Origin of the sequence: Desulfosporosinus metallidurans (assembly GCF_001936615.1) — a bacterium.
Taxonomy (GTDB): domain Bacteria; phylum Bacillota; class Desulfitobacteriia; order Desulfitobacteriales; family Desulfitobacteriaceae; genus Desulfosporosinus; species Desulfosporosinus metallidurans.
The window spans coordinates 112,261-129,129 of the sequence record NZ_MLBF01000007.1 but is presented as its reverse complement, the minus strand read 5'-3'; the positions used below and the strand labels follow the sequence as shown (position 1 = coordinate 129,129).

At 43.3% G+C, this 16,869-nt stretch carries 12 protein-coding genes and 1 tRNA gene; 12 read left to right on the top strand and 1 reads right to left on the bottom strand.

The features are described 5' to 3' along the window. The first annotated feature begins 1 nt into the window (after position 1). The 4 genes from larAH6 to DSOL_RS07135 all read left to right on the top strand — a co-directional run bounded on the left by larAH6 (position 2) and on the right by DSOL_RS07135 (position 3,624). Positions 2-1,297, top strand: a complete 1,296-nt coding sequence (gene larAH6, locus DSOL_RS07150) for a nickel-dependent malate racemase, LarAH6 family (protein WP_075364184.1) — start codon at positions 2-4, stop codon at positions 1,295-1,297. Beyond that, positions 1,294-1,890, top strand: coding sequence for a GDSL-type esterase/lipase family protein (locus DSOL_RS07145; RefSeq protein ID WP_075364183.1), 597 nt, complete (start codon positions 1,294-1,296; stop codon positions 1,888-1,890). The genes larAH6 and DSOL_RS07145 overlap by 4 nt, the downstream gene beginning before the upstream one ends. A gap of 20 nt (positions 1,891-1,910) precedes the next feature. Further along, entirely contained in the window at positions 1,911-3,140 is a 1,230-nt protein-coding gene (locus DSOL_RS07140; protein ID WP_075364182.1) for an NAD(P)-dependent malic enzyme, read from the top strand. A 274-nt stretch (positions 3,141-3,414) separates the two neighbouring features. After that, a complete protein-coding gene (locus DSOL_RS07135) occupies positions 3,415-3,624 on the top strand; it encodes a hypothetical protein (protein WP_075364181.1) in 210 nt (69 codons plus the stop codon). A 791-nt stretch (positions 3,625-4,415) separates the two neighbouring features. Here DSOL_RS07135 and DSOL_RS07130 read toward each other — a convergent pair. Next, a tRNA-Leu gene (locus DSOL_RS07130) sits at positions 4,416-4,502 on the bottom strand. A 315-nt stretch (positions 4,503-4,817) separates the two neighbouring features. On the opposite strand from DSOL_RS07130, the gene DSOL_RS07125 reads away from it, so the two are divergent. The 8 genes from DSOL_RS07125 (at position 4,818) to DSOL_RS07090 (ending at position 16,842) form a co-directional block, all read left to right on the top strand. Then, positions 4,818-5,717, top strand: coding sequence for a DMT family transporter (locus tag DSOL_RS07125; RefSeq protein ID WP_075364180.1), 900 nt, complete (start codon positions 4,818-4,820; stop codon positions 5,715-5,717). A gap of 16 nt (positions 5,718-5,733) precedes the next feature. Next, positions 5,734-6,018 carry a DUF1294 domain-containing protein gene (locus DSOL_RS07120; RefSeq protein WP_235838725.1) on the top strand — a complete coding sequence of 95 codons (285 nt, stop codon included), beginning with the start codon at positions 5,734-5,736 and terminating at the stop codon, positions 6,016-6,018. Positions 6,019-6,073: 55 nt separating this feature from the next. Continuing rightward, the gene (locus DSOL_RS07115; RefSeq protein ID WP_075364179.1) at positions 6,074-7,843 is read left to right on the top strand and encodes a sigma-54 interaction domain-containing protein; all 1,770 of its coding nucleotides are present in this window, start codon (positions 6,074-6,076) and stop codon (positions 7,841-7,843) included. Between the two features lie 321 nt (positions 7,844-8,164). Next, entirely contained in the window at positions 8,165-10,519 is a 2,355-nt protein-coding gene (xdhA, locus tag DSOL_RS07110) for a xanthine dehydrogenase molybdenum-binding subunit XdhA (protein ID WP_075364178.1), read from the top strand. Between the two features lie 15 nt (positions 10,520-10,534). Then, positions 10,535-11,416, top strand: coding sequence for a xanthine dehydrogenase FAD-binding subunit XdhB (xdhB, locus tag DSOL_RS07105; protein ID WP_075364177.1), 882 nt, complete (start codon positions 10,535-10,537; stop codon positions 11,414-11,416). Beyond that, entirely contained in the window at positions 11,409-11,921 is a 513-nt protein-coding gene (xdhC, locus tag DSOL_RS07100) for a xanthine dehydrogenase subunit XdhC (RefSeq protein WP_083642360.1), read from the top strand. Before xdhB ends, xdhC begins: the two co-directional genes overlap by 8 nt. A gap of 1 nt (position 11,922) precedes the next feature. Beyond that, positions 11,923-14,976, top strand: a complete 3,054-nt coding sequence (ygfK, locus tag DSOL_RS07095) for a putative selenate reductase subunit YgfK (protein ID WP_075364176.1) — start codon at positions 11,923-11,925, stop codon at positions 14,974-14,976. A gap of 516 nt (positions 14,977-15,492) precedes the next feature. Continuing rightward, on the top strand, positions 15,493-16,842 hold the full coding sequence (locus DSOL_RS07090; protein WP_075364175.1) for a nucleobase:cation symporter-2 family protein: 1,350 nt from the start codon (positions 15,493-15,495) through the stop codon (positions 16,840-16,842). Positions 16,843-16,869 lie beyond the last annotated feature (27 nt).

Genomic DNA, 16,869 nt, shown 5'->3' with positions numbered 1-16,869 from the left:
TATGAAGTTGAACCTTGGATTCGGAAAAGACGTAGTTGAAGTAAATATCACCGAAACTAATTTACTGGGGGTCCTTGAGCCTAATCGGATTGATTTGGGGTTATCTGGACAGGAAGAAGTAAAAAGGGCTATTAGAGACCCCATTGGAACACAGAGACTGAAAGATATTGTAAAAAAAGATGAAAAAGTTGTGATCATTACCAGTGATATTACGCGTCCAATGCCAAGTAAGGTCGTCTTACTGGAGATTGTCAATGAACTTCGAGAGGCGAACGTTGAATTAAAGAATATCAAAATCGTCTTCGCCTTGGGTTGTCACCGAAAGCATACTGAAGACGAAAAAAGGTATCTTATAGGAGACGAACTATACAATCAAATCGAATGCATTGACTCCGATGGCCAGGACTATGTGAACATGGGTATCACTTCAAGCGGAACTCCAGTGGATATTTTTCGTCCTGTAGCGGAGGCAGACCGACGGATTTGTCTGGGGAACATCGAATACCATTATTTTGCGGGATATAGCGGTGGCATAAAAGCAATAATGCCAGGGGTTTCTACCCGAGCAGCTATCCAGGCAAACCATAGCAAAATGGTTAAGGATGAAGCAAAAGCGGGGGAAATGTTGCACAACCCTGTCAGAAGAGACATTGACGAAGTCGCAAACTTCGTAACGGTTGATTATATTTTAAACGTCGTTTTGGACGAACACAAAACTATCATAAAAGCAGTAGCAGGACATTACCTCGAGGCCCACAGAAAAGGATGCCTATTTTTAGATAAGCTCTATAAAGCTGAAATACCCGAACGGGCAGATGTCGTTGTCGTTTCGCCGGGAGGCTACCCCAAGGATATAAACCTCTATCAAGCTCAGAAAGCATTAGATAATGCCAAACATGCTGTGAAGGATGGAGGGGTAATAGTTCTGGTAGCGAGCTGTATAGAGGGCTTTGGAGAAAAGGTGTTTGAGCGATGGATTACGAACGCTCAACATCCCGAGGATTTAATCGAAGGTATTCAACAGAACTTCGAGCTCGGAGGGCACAAGGCAGCCGCTATTGCAATGGTTCTAAAAAAAGTTGATATCTACCTCGTTTCTGAGTTAAGTGATGAAACCGTTCGTAAGGTATTTATGAAACCGTATACTAATGTGCAGACGGCTCTCGACGATGCCGTAAAACGAACAGGTGAAAATAGCAAGATAATTGTCATGCCCTTTGGCGGTTCTACTTTGCCGGAAGTTGTCGCCTCGGGTGAGAATCTGAACAGTGTTAGGACTATCGGAGTCGAAGTATGACGATTGTTTGTATAGGGGACAGTTTAACCCATGGATATAAAGTTAAACAACGGGAAAACTGGCCCTCGTTAGTAAGCCAAGCACTTAATATCGAAGTAGTGAACCAAGGGATCAACGGAGATACAACCGGCGGTATGTTGGCACGGTTTAACGCGGATGTAATAGGTTTTAAACCTTCCCATGTCATGATTATGGGGGGAGAAAATGACTTAATTTGGGGAGTCCCCATTACTGTGGTTGAAGCTAATCTAGCGGCTATGGTTCAACAGGCAGCCCAACGTTCAATTATTCCTATGCTGGGTGTCCCTCTTCCAATCGCTATTTCTAAAGCCCAAAAGTATTGGTCTTTTGTAAACAATTTTCCAGAAGTCAACAAAAGCCTTGAAGAAATTAGAACTTGGATAATTTCCTTTGCGAAGAATTTCTCGGTAACCGTGGTTGATTTTTACCCCTGTTTTGTTGACGGACAGAATGCAGTGTTGCCTGACCTCTATTGTGACGGACTTCATCCAACGCCAACGGGAAATAAATTGATGAGCGATGTAGTTTTAAAAACCTTAAAATTAACGGTTCTAAACGAATCATCAGAATAAGAGAGAGGAGCTGCGAGCCCATGGGTCTTCGTGAAGATGCACTTAAACTCCATAAAGACAATAAAGGTAAAATTGCAGTTGTTAGTAAAGTGCCAGTTCGTAATGGTAATGATTTAAGTTTAGCCTATTCTCCGGGGGTTGCAGAACCTTGCCTAGAAATTGCTAAAGAGCCTGCCCTGGTGAATGTGTATACAAACCGAGAAAACTTAGTGGCTGTAGTGTCGACCGGTTCTGCAGTTCTAGGACTGGGAAATATCGGTGGTCGTGCCGCTATGCCAGTAATGGAAGGTAAGGGTATCCTCTTTAAAACCTTCGGAGATGTTGATGCTTTTCCAATTTGTTTAGATACTCAGGACAGTGACAAAGTAATCGAAGTCGTTAAACTTTTAGAACCCACGTTTGGTGGAATTAATCTGGAAGACATCAAGGCTCCAGAGTGTTTTTACATTGAGGAAAAGCTCAAAGAAATTTATGATGGACCGATCTTTCATGATGATCAACACGGAACAGCAGTGGTTACCATGGCAGGTCTAGTTAATGCTCTGAAATTTGTAAAAAAGGACCTTGAAGACGTTAAAATTGTGGTTAACGGTGCTGGAGCTGCTGGAATGGCTATTGTTAAACTCCTGATGAGTATGGGACTTCAAAAGGTCATTATGTGTGATACCAAAGGAACAATCTATGAAGGCCGTTCCGAAGGTATGAATAAATACAAAGTTGAGATAGCCCTTAAAACTAATCGTGAATTACTAAAGGGAAATTTGGCCGATGCTTTAGTCGGCGCAGATGTATTTATTGGCGTTTCAGGGGCGAAGCTCGTTTCTCTGGAAATGGTCAAATCGATGGCCAAGGATCCCATCGTCTTCGCACAGGCTAATCCTGAACCCGAGATCTGGCCGGAGGCTGCTAAAGAAGCCGGGGCGTCGGTCGTTGGAACCGGTCGATCTGACTATACGAACCAGGTAAACAACGTTCTGGCCTTCCCGGGAATTTTCCGAGGAACGATCGATGCCGGAGCGAAGGAAATCAATGAAGAGATGAAAGTTGCTGCTGCCTACGCCATTGCAAACATCGTAAGTAGTGATGAACTGAACGCAGAATACGTGATACCTAAGGCTTTTGACTTACGCGTGGGTCCGGCTGTAGCCGCTGCGGTTGCTAAAGCCGCTATGGATACAGGGGCGGCTACTCGTAAAGTTGATCCGGAGGAAGTTGCTGCAAACCTTCGCGAATTTTACGAAGGAAAATAAACAAGTTTTTTTGATTCGAGTTTTTTGGGGACAACGCTTTCCAATTGCTTCAGTATTGTCCTTACAAGGGGGTTTACAATGGTAAATCGTTGTCCTTGTTGCGAACATATATACGGTTTGATTGCGGCGGGATTCCTTTTGATATTATTAGGAGTTCCGCTTGTTCTCTAACTTAGGTTTGAGGGTTTCGAGCCAACAATGATCGCTTTGACTAAGTGCTTGCTCTGTCAAGTCAACCGAGCATTAAAACTACTTTGTTAAGGAGGGCTAAAACGTGAAAAACCCATGTGAACCGAGTGAAGGTTTGGATTTTAAACAGTTATATTATACTAAGTTAGGCTCGATCGGCTTAAGAATCATTCAACACTTCAAAGAAGGAACACAAATGGTAGGGCAAAATTACGTGGGGAATATCACGGATGGTGCTTTAAAGTCAGTTGACAGGGTATCAAACGATAAGGACCTTGGAGATATTAAAAAATAAACTAGAACTGATATTAATTTGAAATCTAGTGTCCACTAGTTGAATAATATTATTTTTTCATAAAATTAAAAAGTAGTTTACGCAAGAAAGGAACGAAGAGAAATTTTTAAAACATTCCTGAAAACATTATGTGCCGATTCATGCGGATTCCCATAGTTTTTCTTGTTTAATAAAAAATACAAAGGAATAATACAACATTATTTTAAAGTTTTAAAATTTAATGCTAATGACATTAACAACCGGTTTTATATTTAAGCGGAGGTAATCAGCAAAGAGTTATAATTAGAAAGGCGGATATCGACTAAAACTAAAGGTGCTAATTTTAAACGAGCCCACAAGTGTTTTTCTATTAGAATATGGGCGGCATGATGTAAGGTTGTCCTGAAACAATTGGTATCAAAGCGCTTTGTTTACAAACTTTGAATGCTCACATTTTTCTAACATGAAACATTCCCGAGACTTCTCATCAATCTGCTGAATTTTTGGGAAGCCTCTCTTGTCGTTGTCTTATGTGAAAATTTAAATCCACAAACCGTGGAGCTCATTATCAGTTACATTACCTCCCTTTGAGGGAACTCTATCAATACATACTGGCTTCCTATGGTGGAAAAATAGGTTTTTCTTTTCTGCAAGAAGACTGATGGGCATTGATTCTTTTGTGGTATTCATTTGATGTTATAAAATTTCGTCCCCAATCCGTCCCCAATTACATTTCCGGTAAGTCAGTGACAAAAGAAGATAAAAAGCAAAAAGAAAAAACCCTTGATTACCAAGGGTTTTAGAGATCATTTTGGTGCGGTCGAGAGGACTTGAACCTCCATGCCCTTGCGAGCACTAGAACCTGAATCTAGCGCGTCTGCCAGTTCCGCCACGACCGCGTAACATCCATTATTATATGAGAAGATATGCAATTTGTCAACAAGTATATTTATTCTTCAATAATTTTTTCGTTAAAAGAATGCGTTTCATTCATCAAACCAAAATACAAAATTCCTATTAAGGTATATTATTCATAGGAATGCGCACTTTTTTTCATTAGCAAATATAATTACCATGGCAATAACGCTGAAGTATTTTCTGATCTATTTTTCTATGATACAATGACAACATTATGCGAAATGATATATGATAGGCCCCTGCTTTAAACTACGCAAGGGGTCTTTCGCATGGGTAAAGGAGAAGAGGGGTAGCTAATGACTGTAAAAAAGGAATTTCCAGAGTGGGTGCTCTGGGGGGTTGTTTTGATATGGGGAGCGAATTATGTAATCGGAAAATGGGGGATGGAAGGTTTTGATCCCTTGACATTTACAGTCATTCGTTTTGTGGGAGCAACTCCAATACTTTTCCTTTTGCTTTATGCTTTGGAAAAGAACGTGCGAATTCAGCTCAAGGACTGCCTAGAATTGGCGATGTTGGGGTTTGTGGGGGTCACTCTTTACCAGACCTTGTTTATGGCGGCAGTAAAGTATGCCACTGCTACAAATGCCTCCCTAATGCTGGCGGTTTCGCCGGTATTTACCGCTATTTTTGCTTGGCTAGCTGGGCAAGAACGTTTAGGTTCTCGTGGACGATGGGGGAGTGCTTTATCTTGCCTGGGAGTTGTTTTTGTCTTGCTTTTCGGAACGAATAAACTGGCCATTGGCTGGGATGTGCTTCGAGGAGATCTTATTAGCCTATTGGCCTCGAGCATATGGGGCTTATATCCGGTGCTGGCTAAGCGGATGCTGCGCAAATATTCGGCCCTAAAAACCATGACCTATGCATCACTATTTGGAATGATCGTTCTCTTAGTCGTTGGTTTGAAAGGGGTGCAAGCGTTATCGTGGTCGGAGATACCTCTTACTGCATGGGGATCTATGGTTTTTTCCGTTGTTTTTGTAACCGCTTTTGGACTAGTGGTCTGGTATCACGCTATCAGTCGCGTTGGGGCAAACCGTATTATGGCATACATGTATGCAGTTCCAGCGGTTGCAGTGCTTACAGCGGCAATTATTCTAAAGGAACAGGTTCACCTTATGCAGGCCGTAGGCGCCGCCGTCATCTTTTTAGGGATTAGCATGATTCGAAAAGATAAGGTAAATCAAAGTGTATGATTTGGAGGTGCAGTGATTGCTGAGTTTAAGTTCAAAGATCTTTATAGTTGGCTATATCCTCTGGAATAGTTGTGTTTTTGTTGTGGTGGGGAACGATAAACGTCGAGCTAAGTTGCACCGCTGGAGGATTCCTGAAGCAAGATTGCTTTTTATGGGAGAGGCCTTGGGAGGGGTAGGACTCTATGCTGGTATGAAGTATTTCCATCATAAGACGGCTCACCCTAAGTTCGTATTCGGAGCTCCTATACTCATTCTGATTAATGGTTTAGTGATTGTTTTTTTATATTCACTCATAAAATGAATTTCACTCGAAAAAGCTAATGTCAAGAATATAAGTTCTTATGGGGGTAACTTAAATGGTTGAACTTATGGCCGTAAAAGATTATGCGCAACAAATTGCGGAAGCGATTGCTACCGTCGTGAAAATTGATATTGAGATAGCTGATCATAATCTAATACGCATTGCTGGAACAGGAAAATACCACAAAGGGGTCGGTCTTTCCATGGACCGACAGGGGTATGTGTATCAGGAAGTTTTGCGCACCGGACATCAGTTTGTTATAGAGACACCGGGACACCATCCACTATGTACACCCTGTAAAGCTCGAGGAAATTGTTCGGAAAAATACGAAGTCGTTTCCCCGATTAACGTCGATGGTAAAGCAGTAGGGGCGATCGGACTTATTTGTTTTACCGATGCTCAAGCTAAGCTCATAGAGGAAAATCAACATTCCTATCTGATTTTTTTGACTAAAATGGCAGAAACCATTGCGTTAAAACTTAAGGAACAAGAGTTTTTAGCGGGTTTAGTCTCCTCCAATCATTATTTGAATTCAATTATCGACTGCTTGGATGAGGGGCTGCTTACCGCTGATCTTGACGGCAATATTCTTCACTTTAACCAAGCGGCGAAACGTTTGTTTAGCGCCAATTTGCTAACAGCGCGTAGCCATTTGAATTCCTTATTCACTGCGCGAATTGTTGAAGATATCCTCAAAGTAGGTAAAAACGAGAATGAAATCGTTGAACGTGAAGTACATGTCGAAACTAAGAAAAATCGAGTGCAGATGGTCCTGTGTGCCTTGCCCATTGACAGCGAAGAAGGGGTGAAGAGCATCGCTGTGATCCTCCGACCGTTTGATGAAATTAACCGTATGGTCAATCGCCTTACTCTTCAAGATGCTGGTTATACGATTCAGGATATCTTGGGTGACAGTGAAACCATGTGTCAAATTCGTGAGCAGGCAAAAATCGTCGCCACCAGTAAATCGACGGTTTTGATTCGAGGGGAAAGTGGGACGGGTAAAGAGATGTTGGCCCGGTCCATTCATAATCTCGGTCCCAGACAACAGGGGATGTTTATGGCGATTAATTGTACCGCAATTCCCGAAGCGCTGCTGGAAAGTGAATTATTTGGCTATGAAGATGGTGCATTTACGGGCGCACGCAAAGGGGGAAAAATAGGAAAGATTGAATTGGCCAACAAGGGGACTCTTTTTCTCGATGAAATTGGAGATATGCCGTTGTTTTTACAGGCCAAAATTCTCCGCGTACTCCAAGAACGCCAAATTGAACGAATTGGAGGAATAACCCCGATTCCGGTTGATGTTCGTGTGATCGCGGCAACGCATCGAAACCTCGAACAAATGATGGTAAAGGGCGAATTCCGAGAAGATTTGTATTATCGCATTAATGTCATTCCTATGCATATTAAGCCTTTACGTGATCGAAAAGAGGATTTAACAGTTTTATGCGATCATTTTATTAAGGTTTACAATAAACAGCTCAATAAAAACGTCAAAGCACTGTCGGAAGGATTTCGACAAAGATTACGTGAATATTCATGGCCAGGTAATGTCCGAGAACTACAGAATATTATTGAATATGCTATAAATTTGACAGAAGGTTCGACTTTGACTGAGGTGCATTTATCCCCAAGATTGAAGCAGACTTCACTACATGATGATCTCTCTGGGTTTAATTTGGAAGCGATTGAGCGGGAGACCATTCTGCGTTGTTACCAAACCTTCGGAGCCGGAGTTCGAGGGAAAGAAAAAGCAGCAATAGCATTGGGAATCGGGTTGGCAACCCTTTATCGGAAACTAGCGCGCTATAATATTGAGTAATTTCGGTAAAATCTTGTTTTCAGGGCATACTGAACTTTGAAAACAAGATAAATTGACAGCTTCACTTATCATTTTGATAAATGAACTAATCAAAATGATAAGTGAGAAACTTGGTTGACAAATTGTCAATTTGAAAGATTGCTTTATCAATATGATAAGTCTAGCTTATGTGTTCCTAATGAAAAGTCGGTAATTTAGCCTCTTTTCGACATTTGATCTCGTTGGCATGGATTTTGCACAGTCATGACGTAAGGGATGAAGGCAGCTGAGGTGCTGTTATCGGCACTAAGATTTAATAAATGTTGGGATGGAGGGAATTAAGTGGCATACGCAGTTGTGGGGAAAAGTGTTAGAAGAGTCGATGCTATTGCCAAGGTAACAGGTCAGGCCAAATATACGGATGACTTCTCTGAAAGGGATATGCTCGTTGGAAAAATTCTGCATAGCCCTTATGCTCATGCGATCATTAAAACAATAGATGTAAGTAAAGCGAAGGCCTTACCTGGGGTAGAGGCTGTATTAACGTATAAAGACCTACCGGGAAATCAATATTCTACTGCCCTACCCGGCGTCATTGGTGATGTATTAGAAGAGGAAGAAGAACGAGTTAAATTTGGAACGGCGGGACATCCCTATTCGCTGGATCCAAATCATAGGGATAAAGAAGATCGTCATATCTTAACGAAGAAAGCTCGCTTTGTAGGAGATGCCATAGCAGCAGTTGTTGCGACTGATGAGCTTATTGCCGAAGAGGCCTTAAGATTAATTGACGTTGAATACGAAGTATTGGAAGCCTTAACAAGTACGGATGCGGCCCTCAAAGACGGCGCCCCTTTAATTCATGAAGATAGCCCAAGAAACATTCTTGCCTCGGGTGGATTTGCCAGAGGGGATGTGGAGGAAGCCTTTAAAGAATCGGATCATGTTATTGAAGGGGAGTACGAAACAAGCATTGTACAGCATTGTCATATGGAAAATCAGACGTCCTATGCGTATCTCGATGCGGACAGAAGGATCGTGATCGTGACCTCAACTCAGATCCCCCAAATTGTGCGCCGAATTGTTGCTCAAGCACTAGGTATTTCCTGGGGTCGAGTGCGTGTAATTAAGCCTTATGTTGGAGGTGGGTTTGGAAACAAACAAGATGTCTGTATTGAACCCTTAAATGCGGCGATGACCTTAGCTGTGGGCGGTAGACCGGTGAAACTGGAACTTTCTCGGGAGGAAGGTATGATTGACACCCGAACTCGCCACGCATTTAAGTTTAAAATCAAAACCGGAATCAACCAAGATGGAGTAATAAACGGCATTCATATTTCCGCTGTCTCCAATACAGGGGCCTATGCCTCGCACGGTCATTCTATTGCCGGTAGTGCAGGGGGTAAATTCAGATATCTCTATCCGGCAAAGGCTTTGAAATATGATCCCATTACGGTTTACACGAACTTGCCGGTTGCTGGAGCGATGAGAGGGTATGGGACACCACAAATATTTTTTGCCTTCGAATCGCATATCGAAGATATCGCCAAAAAACTCAATATGGACCCTATCGAACTACGTAGGAAAAATCTTGTCGAAGTTGGGTATGTGGAACCGTTGAGTAAAAATAAGATTATGAGTTGCGGCATCCGCGAGTGTATTGATAAGGGCAGAGAATTAATCAAGTGGGACGAGAAAAAAACCTTATATAAAGAACAAAGTGGTGTTAAACGCAGAGGAGTAGGTATGGCTTGCTTCAGCTATGCTTCGGGCACGTATCCGGTTGCCTTAGAAGTTGCTGGTGCTCGTCTTGTTTTAAATCAAGATGGTTCGGTCCAACTTCAACTTGGGGCAACGGAAATTGGTCAAGGAAGTGATACGGTTTTTGCCCAAATGGTGGCTGAAGTGCTGGGACTTCCGATGGATATGGTACATGTTGTTTCTAGCCAAGACACGGATGTTTCCCCGTTCGATACGGGATCTTACGCTTCCAGACAAACCTATGTAAGCGGGATGGCGGTCGAAAAGGCAGCACGAGAAGTTAAAGAGAAAATTCTTGAGTTCGCACACAGGATGACGGATATTCCGGCTCATCTTCTCGATTTAAGCAATCAAAGTGTTGTCTTTAAACATTCCGGCGAAAGCGTTCTGACGGTGGAAGAGGTTGCCATGCAGTCCTACTATGATCGGATCTTAGCAAAACCCATCACGAGTGATGTCTCAAATAATGCCCGGATTAATGCGATGCCCTTTGGTGTAACCTTTGCTGAAGTGGAAGTGGACACCCAGACTGGAAAAATCGAGATCTTAGAGATTTACAATGTGCATGACTCCGGCAAGATCGTCAATCCGCAATTAGCTGAGGGACAAGTACATGGTGGGGTAAGTATGGGAATTGGCTATGCGCTGTCCGAGCAGTTGCTCTTTGATGAAGTAACGGGTAAACCCCTTAATAATAATTTATTGGATTATAAACTTCCTACAATTATGGATACCCCGGATATTGGCGTCGCCTTTGTAGAGGCGGAAGATCCAACTGGTCCCTTTGGGGTCAAATCCCTTGGAGAACCACCGGTAATTTCGCCAGCTCCTGCCATTCGCAATGCAGTGTTGGATGCGACGGGTGTAGCCTTTAATCGGCTACCGATGAATCCGCAACGTGTGTTCGAACGTTTCAAAGAGGCTGGATTAATATAGTAAGGCGGTGAAGAGATGTACGACATTAAAGGATATTTTGAAGCAGAAACTATAACTGAAGCGACTGCGCTTTTAGCGGCAAACCCCAACCTAAAAATCATTGCTGGTGGGACGGATGTGCTTATCAAAATGCATGGCGGGCAAATTAAAGGCACTGAGCTCTTGAGTCTACGTAAGATAAAAGCCTTGGAAAGTATCAGAAAATCAGAGGATGGGACCATTGTGATCGGTCCGATGGCTACCTTTTCTCAAATTTATAATGATCCAATTATTCGGGAATCAATTCCCATTTTGACGGAAGCGGCAATTTCCATGGGGGGGCCTCAAATTCGCAATGTGGCAACCATCGGGGGAAATATTTGTAATGGAGCAACCTCGGCAGACAGTGCTTCTTCTTTGTTTGCCCTTAATACTCGGCTGAAATTGCAAAGCCAGAGTGGGGAACGTGTTGTTCCGATACGTGAATTCTACCTTGGACCAGGCAAAGTAGATTTGAAACCCGGCGAAATTCTCACCGAAATCATGATTTCTCCGGAAGATTACAGGGGGTTCGGAGGGCAGTATATTAAGTTTGCCATGCGTCAAGCGATGGATATTGCCACGCTCGGGGTCGCAGTGGTCTGCAAACTGCAGGATGGGACTTTTGAAGAGGTTAGAATTGGGCTCGGGGTAGCTGGCCCCACCCCTCTAAGGTGTCTTGAGGCTGAAGAGTTTGCCCAAGGGAAGACGGTTTCCGTAGAAACGCTCAGAGAGATCGGCAAACTGGCTGTAAAATCAGCCAAAGCACGAACCTCTTGGCGCGCGTCTAAAGAATATCGGGAACATCTTGTGGAAGAACTTACGCAAAGAGCCCTGAAAATTGCCATTGTCAACGCAGGAGGTGCGGAACTTGTTTAAGAGAATATCCGTTACGATCAATGGAAAAGCACTAAGTTTTGAGGTGGATGTTCGCGAATCCTTGCTGGAAGTCTTAAGAAATCGTTTAGGTTATACTGGAGCCAAAAAAGGGTGTGGAGTTGGAGAATGTGGCGCGTGTAGCGTGCTCATTGACGGTATTCCCTTTGACTCTTGTATATACCTAGCGGTTTGGGCAGACGGAAAAGAGATTACGACGATTGAGGGTGTGGCATCGAAAAACGGCGAACTCTCGGATGTGCAGAAGGCATTCGTCGACGAAGGGGCCGTTCAGTGTGGTTTTTGTACACCAGGTCTTGTTCTGACCACCACAGCAATGACGGAGAGTGGAAAAGAGTACAGCCGAGAGGAAATTAAACGTGAACTTTCCGGCCATTTATGCCGTTGTACAGGGTACCAGAATATCTTAAAGGCTGCCGAAAAATCTCTGGACGGGCATATTTGTACGCATTACAAAGAACAACAAGGAAAGATTAAGGAGCGATAGCATGAGCGACAAGATGATACAAATTCCGTTTAAGAAATTGATTCATTGGGTGCTTGAAGAATACCAGAAAAGCCAAACCATTTTCGGCGTACCTGAAGCTAAATTTTACCGAAAATCGAACGACCAACACATCCGACTTTTCGGAGAAGCCCTTGATACTCCGGTCGGACCTGCTGCCGGACCACACACCCAACTGGCGCAGAATATTATCGCTTCTTATCTGAGCGGAAGTCGTTTCTTTGAACTGAAATCTGTTCAAATCATGGATGAGTTAGAAATTCCTAAGCCTTGTATCCTGGCCGAGGACGAGTGCTATAACACCGAGTGGTCTACGGAACTTTCGATTACGGCTGCTTTTGATGAGTATGTCAAAGCTTGGTTTGTACTTCATGTGCTGCAAAAAGAGCTGTTTAAGCAAAACGATCGTCGCTTTATGTTTAACATGAGTGTGGGGTATGACCTTAAGGGGATTCAATCTCCAAAAGTGGATCAATTTATTGAAGGACTTAAAGATGCGTCAAAGACTTCAATATTCCAAGAGTGTCAAGCTGTCTTGCTCGAAGAGATAGAGTTGTTTAAGACGATGGATCGCTCGTTTGTGGAACAGATTTCCCCAAATATATGTTCGTCCATTACTTTATCTACCATGCACGGCTGTCCACCGGCAGAAATTGAAGCAATCATCAAATACCTGATCAGCGAAAAAAAGCTGCACACTTTTGTGAAGATGAATCCGACATTATTGGGGTATGAGTATGTGCGGAATACCTTTGACAAGATGGGTTACCGTTACATCGAACTAAAAGAAGAATCCTTCACCCACGACCTCCAGTTTGTAGACGGTGTGGCCATGTTAAAACGTCTTATAGTTTTTGCCTTAGAAAAGCAAAAAGACTTTGGCGTTAAGATGTCTAACACATTGCCAGTAAAGATTGGGAAATCCGAATTGCCAGGCGAAGAGATGTACATGTCCGGTCGGGCACTCTATCCCCTGACGATTAATTTAGCTTATAAGTTGGCATCCGAGTTTGAAGGGGATCTGAAGATTTCCTATTCCGGGGGAGCGGACGCCTTCAATATAGAGCGCATTTTTGCGGCCGGAATCCGGCCGATCACCGTGGCAACAACTCTGCTCAAGCCTGGTGCCTACCAGCGCTTTAAACAATTAGCGGATCTTTTAGAACCACTGCTGGATAATCAAGAATCAAGTAAAATCGATTTAGAAAAATTAAAAGTTTTAGCCGAAAGTGCGTTTGACGATGCCAATCATCTTAAAGAAAGGAGAGATGTGATCAATCGTAAAACAGAACTCAAGCTGCCTATAACAAGTTGCTTTATAGCGCCTTGCGCCGTAGGGTGTCCCATTGAACAGGATATTCCTGAGTATATTCGCCTGGTGGGGGAAAAACGGTATGAAGAAGCGTATGATGTCATTGTGTCCAAAAACCCCTTGCCCTTCATTACGGGGACAATTTGTACCCATAACTGTATGACCAAGTGCACACGTTTAGACTATGATGAGTCCGTGCATATCCGCGGTCAGAAGTTGATTGCTGCGCAAAAAGGATACGAGGGATATATGAAAACAGTTTCTGCGCAGAAACCGAAGTCGTCTGCCAAAGTTGCCGTTATCGGCGCAGGTCCTTCCGGTCTTGCGGCCGCATATTTCTTGGCTAAAGTAGGCATGGAGGTCACGGTTTTTGATAAACGCGAGAAGGCCGGCGGTACGGTCGAATACGTGATCCCGAAGTTCAGAATCTCGAGAGAAGCGATCAATAAGGATATTGAGCTCATCAAAAGGATGGGAGTTAAGTTTGAATTTGGGATTGACCCAAACTTTTCCGTTGCGGATTATAAAGCAAAAGGATTTCAGTATGTCTATTTGGCAATTGGGGCAGGTAAGACCAACACTCTCGATATAAAAGGAGATACTGGACGGGTTATGGGGGCCATTCCGTTCTTAGAAGCCTTTAACACCAACAGGGATGCCTTAAATCTTGGGAGGAGTGTAGCTGTGGTCGGGGGCGGTAATTCTGCGATGGATGCTGCTCGAGCTGCCCTCAGAGTCAAAGGCGTGGAGAAGGTTTATATCATCTATCGCCGAACAAAAGATTATATGCCGGCAGACAAAGAGGAACTGCACTATGCAGTCGAAGATGGGGTTATTTTCAAAGAGCTCCTTTCCCCAGTTTCTTTAACTGAGGGTGTGCTGAAATGTCAGACGATGGAACTGGGTCAACCGGATACCTCGGGTCGGAGAAGTCCTGTGGCTAAAGCGGGTGCTTTCGAAGAATTACCAGTCGATACCGTTCTGGCAGCGATCGGGGAACTGATTGATTATGATTTGCTGAAGAACAATGGGATAGAAGTAGGGGATAAGGGTAAAATCAACGTTAATGAAACAACGTTGGAAACGAGTGTGGAGAATGTCTTTATTGGCGGGGATGCTCTTGTCGGACCTTGGACGGTAGTCGGAGCCATTAAGCATGGCACGCAAGTGGCTAAAGCTATTCTGGAAAAAGAACAGTTTGAATTTAAACAAGAGTATTCTTCACGGATCTCCTTTAATAATGAAAAGCAGTTGTTAGAAATTGCTGAAAAGAAAGGAGTTATGAAGCCGGTTCGTGACGATGAACAAGAACCGAGCCGATGTTTAGAATGTAACAAGGTTTGTAATATCTGTGCGGAGGTTTGTCCAAACCGTGCCAACCTTATGATTCCGGTCAATGGACAAGGTTTCACCAGCATGAATCAGATTGTGCATGTCGATGGAATGTGTAATGAATGTGGTAACTGCGCGACCTTCTGTCCATATTCAAGTGAGCCTTACAAAGTTAAATTAACGTTATTCTGGAGTGAAGAAGAATTTATGAATAGTTCGAATTCAGGCTTCTTGCTCTTAGGTGACGGTACAAAGGCGGAGTTCAAGCTTCGCCTGGACGGAAAAATAATAATAGCCAAGTTCGATGAAATGGGGAAACCGAGTGTTCCGATGGAAAGTTCTATTGCGTCTATTGTCTGGACCGTCTATAAACAGCATCAATATCTGTTTTAGAGTTTAAGACTGTAAGTTCATGATTTCAGAGGCTAAGGTTGGCCTTGGTCTCTGAAATTAATCAACCTCTTACTATCATTACGATAAAAGCAGTTATCACAATGATAAGTCTACTGTGGAAGAAGCATACCATGATGCCTTTGCTACTTTCATCTTGATAACAGTTTTTAAATACTCCTAATCTAAAGATCTCATTATCATTTTGATAAGATTCGTCTTCGAAGCCTATAATGTAGGTCGTATTCTGGGCACATTTGACGATATTTGTCGGTTGGCACGAAACTTGCTACAATCATAGATATGTGCACTGAAGTACAATCATAAATCGTCCATATCCTATCTTTCGCCTTACCACCGACCCAAACAATGGTTTGTTTAAACCTTGAATTGAAAGGTCGGCTTATGAAGTAAGACCCTCGAAGTAGTTTGCGGGACCACTTACGAGGTTGAATGATCTAGGGAGGTGACCTAACGCTTAATCGAATTATTCCGCAATGAAAAAAAGGAGGAACAAAAATGGCTAACACAAAACAATCAGTGGCTCCTGTTGACGAGATGATGCCTGCCGGCAAGCTTTTTGTGTATGGGTTACAACACGTTTTAGCGATGTATGCAGGAGCGGTTGCTGTACCTTTGATTATTGCGGCTGCAGCAGGTTTATCAAAATCCCAAACTGCTTTTTTGATTAACGCTGACTTATTCACCTGTGGTTTGGCGACGTTACTCCAAACCTTAGGAATTTGGAAGATTGGAATTAAAATCCCGGTCATTCAGGGGGTCACATTTGCTGCCGTAACACCCATGATTATGATTGCCAAGACGGGTGGCATGCCCACAATTTATGGGGCTATTATTGTAGCCGGTTTATGTACGTTTCTACTGGCCCCCTACTTTAGTAAGTTGATCCGGTTTTTCCCCCCGATTGTTACCGGAAGTGTCATTACGGTTATCGGTATTTCTCTGTTGCCGGTTGGTATAGCCTGGGCTGCAGGCGGAGTTGGGAATAAAAACTATGGATCTTTAACTTACCTAGCGGTTGCAGGGATTGTTCTTTTATCCATTCTTCTAATTAACAGACTTTTTAAAGGATTTGTTGCGCACATTTCCGTGTTAATTGGTTTAGCTATCGGTCTTATTATTGCGATGCCCTTAGGTCTGGTGAACTTTGCGGGGGTTTCTTCCGCCGCTATGTTTGGGATTGATTATCCGTTTGCTTTCGGACTACCGAAGTTTGACATCGGTGCCATTATCGCTATGATCATAGTCATGTTGGTCGTAATGGTTGAGTCTACCGGTGATTTCCTGGCTATTGGTCAGATGGTGGAAAAACCAATCGGCGAGAAGGAACTCACGGCTGGATTAAGAGCGGATGGGTTGGCTACAGCACTCGGTGGCATTTTTAACGCTTTCCCTTACACGGCGTTTGCCCAGAACGTTGGACTGGTAGGTTTAACGGGTGTTAAGAGTCGTTTTGTTGTCGCTACGTCTGGATTGATCCTTGTTGTATTGGGTTTTTTCCCAAAATTAGCCACTATAATTGCCTCGTTGCCTAACCCAGTACTCGGCGGCGCAGGGATTGCTATGTTCGGAATCGTTGCAGCGAGTGGGATTAAGACTCTCTCTAAAGTTGACTTCGAGAAGAATGCTAACAACATTTTCATTGTCGCCATAAGTATCGGTATGGGTGTAATCCCTGTGGTGGACCCGAACTTTTTCAAATTATTCCCTAATTGGAGCCAGACCATATTACACAGTGGTATTACCTTAGGTTCAATCACCGCCATCATCCTCAATGCTTTCTTCAACGGTAGCAAAGGGGCAGGAGACTTAGACGATCTCAAAGATAATGCTGGAATGAACGGATAATAAGTTGGAGTGGGAAAGAGAATCCTT

Bases quoted from the DNA above. Each gene is read 5' to 3' on its own strand.
- DSOL_RS07115 (WP_075364179.1), top strand. From the start codon at position 6,074: ATGGTTGAACTTATGGCCGTAAAAGATTATGCGCAACAAATTGCGGAA.
- ygfK (WP_075364176.1), top strand. From the start codon at position 11,923: ATGAGCGACAAGATGATACAAATTCCGTTTAAGAAATTGATTCATTGG.
- DSOL_RS07125 (WP_075364180.1), top strand. From the start codon at position 4,818: ATGACTGTAAAAAAGGAATTTCCAGAGTGGGTGCTCTGGGGGGTTGTT.
- xdhB (WP_075364177.1), top strand. From the start codon at position 10,535: ATGTACGACATTAAAGGATATTTTGAAGCAGAAACTATAACTGAAGCG.
- DSOL_RS07140 (WP_075364182.1), top strand. From the start codon at position 1,911: ATGGGTCTTCGTGAAGATGCACTTAAACTCCATAAAGACAATAAAGGT.
- larAH6 (WP_075364184.1), top strand. From the start codon at position 2: ATGAAGTTGAACCTTGGATTCGGAAAAGACGTAGTTGAAGTAAATATC.
- DSOL_RS07145 (WP_075364183.1), top strand. From the start codon at position 1,294: ATGACGATTGTTTGTATAGGGGACAGTTTAACCCATGGATATAAAGTT.
- DSOL_RS07090 (WP_075364175.1), top strand. From the start codon at position 15,493: ATGGCTAACACAAAACAATCAGTGGCTCCTGTTGACGAGATGATGCCT.